Source organism: Bradyrhizobium sp. P5_C11_2 (assembly GCF_054049755.1).
The window spans coordinates 1-4,717 of sequence record NZ_JBFULT010000577.1; the positions used below are offsets into that span (position 1 = coordinate 1).

Below are 4,717 nucleotides of genomic sequence, written 5' to 3' on the forward strand. Positions count from 1 at the left end.
ATCTCAGTGAGAGCGATGAGTTCCCGGAAGGCCGCGCGCACGCGCTGCGCATGGGCCACCGCAGCATTCTGAGCGTGCCTCTGTTGCAGGAGAACGAGAGCATCGGCGCGATCCTGCTCCGCCGCAACGAGGTGCATCCGTTCACCGACAAGCAGGTCGCTCTGCTGCAGACCTTTGCCGACCAGGCCGTGATCGCGATCGGCAATGTGCGGCTGTTCGAGCAAGTGCAGGCCCGCACCCGGGAGCTTGCAAAATCGCTCGACGACCTGCGCGCCGCGCAGGATCGCCTGGTGCAGACCGAGAARCTCGCCTCGCTCGGCCAGCTCACCGCAGGGATCGCGCACGAAATCAAGAACCCGCTCAATTTCGTCAATAATTTCGCGGCGCTGTCGGGCGAGCTGATCGACGAGCTCAATGACGCCCTGAAGACGGCCGCCCTGGCGAAAAATACCCGCGACGAGGTCGATGAGCTCACTGGTCTGTTGAAGGATAACCTGCAAAAGGTCGTGCAGCACGGACGGCGCGCCGACTCGATCGTCAAGAACATGCTGCTGCATTCGCGCGAGGGCGCCGGCGAACACCGGCTCACCGACATCAACGCCCTGGTCGAGGAGAGCCTCGACCTCGCCTATCACGGCGCGCGGGCCGAGAGGCCGCAGTTCGACGTCACGCTCGAGCGCGCGCTCGATCCGCAGGCCGGCACGGCGGAATTGTTTCCGCAGGAGATCACGCGGGTGCTGCTGAACCTGATCTCGAACGGCTTCTACGCGCTGGAAAAGCGCAGCAAAAGCGGATGCGTCGCGCCCACGCTGAGCGCCACGACGCGCGACCGCGGCACTGAAGTCGAGATCCGCATCCGCGACAACGGCGCCGGCATTGCGCCCGACGTGAAGGAGAAGATGTTCAATCCCTTCTTCACGACCAAGCCCGCCGGTGAAGGCACCGGCCTCGGACTCTCCATCAGCCACGACATCGTCGTGAAGCAGCACGGCGGCACGATCGACGTCGATACGCGCCCCGGCGAATTCACCGAGTTCACCATCCGATTGCCGCGCAAGAGCAGTTTTTCAGATAGCAACAGAGGATAGCATCGCTCGGAGGGTGCCTTCATGAATCTGGCGCGGCTCATTCGAAGGCAACTGCTATCGCTGTCGGGCGTCGGCCTCATGCTGGGCGCGCTGTTCTTCGCGGCCGCGCTGACGCCGACGCTGATCCCGCGCAGCTATCTCACGCAAGGCGTCCTCGCCGGCGGCTGCTTTGCGATCGGCTACCTCGCCGGCATCCTCTGGCGCTGGCTATGGCACTACCTCGAATTGCCCGAGCCTTCGGCGCGCGTGAGATCGAGCGCCAATGCGCTGGTCACGGCCGGTTGCCTGCTCGTCGTCATCGTCTTCCTGCGGCGGGCTGCCGAATGGCAGAACTCGATCCGCACCGTGATGAAGATGGCGCCGGTCGAGACCGCGCATCCGCTCAAGGTCTGCGTCATCGCCCTGATCACGTTCGTCGTGCTGCTGGTGCTGGGGCGGCTGTTCGTGCTTGTCGCCCGCTTCCTGGCCGCGCGCAAAGGGCGGGTCATTCCGCGAAAGATCGCGAACGTCATCGGCGTGCTCGTTGCAGGCCTGCTGTTCTGGTCGATCGCCAGCAATGTCCTGATCCGCACCGCGTTCAACGCGCTCGATTCGTCCTTCCGCGAAATCGATGCCTTGCTCGAGCCCGAGCGGCCGCAGCCGACCGCGCCCGAGAGAACGGGAAGCCCGGCGTCGCTGGTGAAGTGGAACCAGCTCGGGCGTATGGGGCGCAGATTCATTGCCTCAGGTCCGACCGCAGCGGAGATCGGCGCCGTCACGGGAAGGCCCGCGCAGGACCCGGTGCGCGTCTATGTGGGTCTCGGCGGCGGCGACACGGCGCAGGCCCGCGCCAGGCTTGCGCTCGACGAGCTCAAGCGCCAGCATGGATTTGAACGCGCGACGCTCGTCGTCATCACGCCGACCGGCACCGGCTGGATCGATCCGTCCGCGATGGATACGGTCGAATATCTCCACCATGGCGACGTCGCCAGCGTCGCGGTGCAGTATTCCTATCTCAACAGCCCGCTGTCGCTGCTGTTTCAGCCCGAATATGGCGCGGAAGCCGCGCGTGCGCTGTTCTCCGAGATCTACGGCTACTGGACGACATTGCCGAAGGACAAGCGGCCGAAGCTGTATTTGCACGGGCTCAGCCTCGGCGCGATGAACTCGGAAAAATCCGCGGAGCTGTTCGAGACGATCGGCGATCCGATTGCCGGCGCGCTGTGGAGCGGGCCGCCATTCGAGAGCCGCATCTGGAACTCGGTCACCGCGAACCGCAATCAGGGCTCGCCGGCCTGGCTGCCGGAATTCCGCGACAACCGCTTCGTCCGCTTCATGAACCAGAACGGGCCGACGGTGCCGCCGGATACGCCCTGGGGCCCGATGCGCGTGGTCTATCTGCAATATGCCAGCGACGCGATCACGTTCTTCGCCTACCGCGACGCCTTTCGGGCCCCGGCCTGGATGAATGCGCCGCGCGGACCGGACGTGTCACCGGAGCTGCGATGGTATCCGATCGTCACGATGCTGCAGCTCGCCCTCGACATGGCGGTCGCGACCGATACGCCGATGGGCTTTGGCCATGTCTTCGCGCCCGAACACTACGTCGATGCCTGGGTTGCGGTCACCGATGTCCGCGACTGGTCCGCCGATGCGCTGGCGCGGCTCAAGACCCATCTTGCGGCGGCGGCGCGGAAGGGAGCCGAAGGCAATGCCGGCGACGATCCCTACGCCGACCGCGGGGGATGAGATCCTACTCCGCCATCTCGACGGGTTGCGCGGTGGAGGGACCGGCGAGCGGCCGCTCCTCCATCGCGATCAGGCAGAGCGCGGCGGTGGTCATCAACGCGGTGGCGGCAGCGAAGACGTAGCGGAAGGCGTGCCGCATGTCCTCGGCGGGGATCGCAGGGATGCCGCCTGCGGCGTGATGCTCGCCGGCGAGCGGAATGTCCGTGCCGAGCGCGATCAGCAGGATGGCGGCGAACGCCGCGACCGTGAACGAGGACATCAGCGAGCGGAAGAAGTTCATCGCGCCGGTGATGGTGCCGACCTGCGGACGGGCCACCGAATTCTGCAGCGAGACCACGCAGACCGGGAAGGTGGTGCCGAGCCCGAGCGCGAACGCGGCCATCAGCGTCAAGAGGCCCCACAGCGGCAGCGTGGTGACGGTGAGGCCCAGCGCGCACAGCGCCGCCCAGGAGGTGCCGACGATGGCGACGCGCTTGTAGTGCTTGGCGCGCGCCATGGTGCGGCCGGCAATCGCCGCGCCGCAGGTCGAGACCGCGGCAAGCGGAATCAGCGCAAGCCCCGCCTCGCTGGCGCTGAGATGGTAGACCGACTCGTAATAGAGCGGGAGCTGCACGGTGAGGCCGGTGATCGCGCCGAGGCCGCAGCCGCCCGCCGTCAACGCGAACGGCGCGACCTTGCCGCTGAGCAGCGGCAGCGGCAGGAACGGCTCGTCCGCCCGGCGCGCATGCCAGACGAAGGTGACCGCGAGCGCGACGGCGCCGCCCACCATTGCAAGAACGGTCGGCGACAGCCACGGATAACGCGTGCCGCCCCAGGTCAGCACCAGCATGAAGACCACGGCGGAGGCCATCAGCAGCACGCCGCCGACCCAGTCGACCTTGCGCTTGCGGTGGAACACCGGGATCTTCTTCATCTTCGGCAGCAGCAGCGCGAGTGCCGCGGCCGCGAGCGGCAAATTGATCCAGAAGATCATCGACCAGTGCAGATGCTCGGCGAACACGCCGCCGATCACGGGGCCGAGGATGCCGCCGACCATCCAGACGCTGGAGAAATAGGCTTGATACTGGCCACGCTCGCGCGGGCTCACGACGTCGGAGATCACGGTCTGCACCACCGGCATGATGCCGCCGCCGCCGAGCCCCTGGAGCCCGCGCGCCAGGATCAGCATCGGCATGCTCGGCGCGATCGCGCACAGCACCGAGCCCGCGATGAACAGGCTCAACGACACGACCAGCATGGCCTTGCGGCCATAGATGTCGCTCAGCGTCCCGAACACCGGTGCAACCGCGGTCGAGGCGAGCAGATAGGCCGTGATCACCCAGGACAGGTTCGAGACATCCTGGAACTGGCGCCCGATGGTCGGCAGCGCGGTAGCGACGATGGTCTGGTCGAGCGCCGCCAGGAACATCGTCAGCATCAGGCTGATCACGATGGTCCGGACCTCGTCCTGCGACAGCGGCGCCGGCGGCGCCAGGGAGGGCGCGTCGCTGACGCTGATGACCTCGGTCGGAAGGCGGGAGAGCTCTTCGGCGATGTCGTCGGGCAATGTCTGGCTGTCGGCAGGTTCGCCCTGCCGTTCGAACTTGTTCATCTCGATCGGACGTCGTGGAGCGGCGCAATGCCGCGAAGGATTCGTTCTATCGAGACAATGTAGACAGCAAAGTTCTTCTCAGGCAGGCACCGCGGCGCATGGGAGCATCCCACCCCGGGGTCATCGCGAAGACGTGACCTGACGAGGAACGACGGGTCAGTCTTTCGGACGTCGCTTCAGGCGCGCCCGCTTCGGCAGCTGCGCGGGCCATTGCACGATGTGGTCCTCGAGGTCCTCGTCCGGGATCGCCTCCTCGCTGCCCTCGACCCGGCCGCGCACGGAGACGCCGGCCTCATGCACGGTGTTGGGA

Annotated in this window: 3 protein-coding genes and 1 pseudogene; 2 read left to right on the plus strand and 2 right to left on the minus strand. The window is 66.5% G+C overall.

Annotation, left to right across the window (positions count from 1 at the left end; genetic code table 11):
* Together ACXJL8_RS34405 and ACXJL8_RS34410 are read left to right on the plus strand one after the other, a co-directional pair.
* On the plus strand, positions 1 to 1,088 hold a 1,088-nt coding region (locus tag ACXJL8_RS34405), incomplete at its 5' end, for a sensor histidine kinase (protein ID WP_456686395.1).
* 21 nt (positions 1,089 to 1,109) lie between these two features.
* Complete coding sequence (locus ACXJL8_RS34410) at positions 1,110 to 2,816, plus strand: alpha/beta hydrolase (protein WP_456624067.1); 1,707 nt, start codon at positions 1,110 to 1,112, stop codon at positions 2,814 to 2,816.
* 4 nt (positions 2,817 to 2,820) lie between these two features.
* Here ACXJL8_RS34410 and ACXJL8_RS34415 read toward each other — a convergent pair whose 3' ends face one another.
* The gene (locus ACXJL8_RS34415) at positions 2,821 to 4,407 is read right to left on the minus strand and encodes an MDR family MFS transporter (protein ID WP_456624068.1); all 1,587 of its coding nucleotides are present in this window, start codon (positions 4,405 to 4,407) and stop codon (positions 2,821 to 2,823) included.
* Between the two features lie 156 nt (positions 4,408 to 4,563).
* A pseudogene (locus ACXJL8_RS34420) lies at positions 4,564 to 4,717 on the minus strand (YcgN family cysteine cluster protein); the annotation flags it as partial.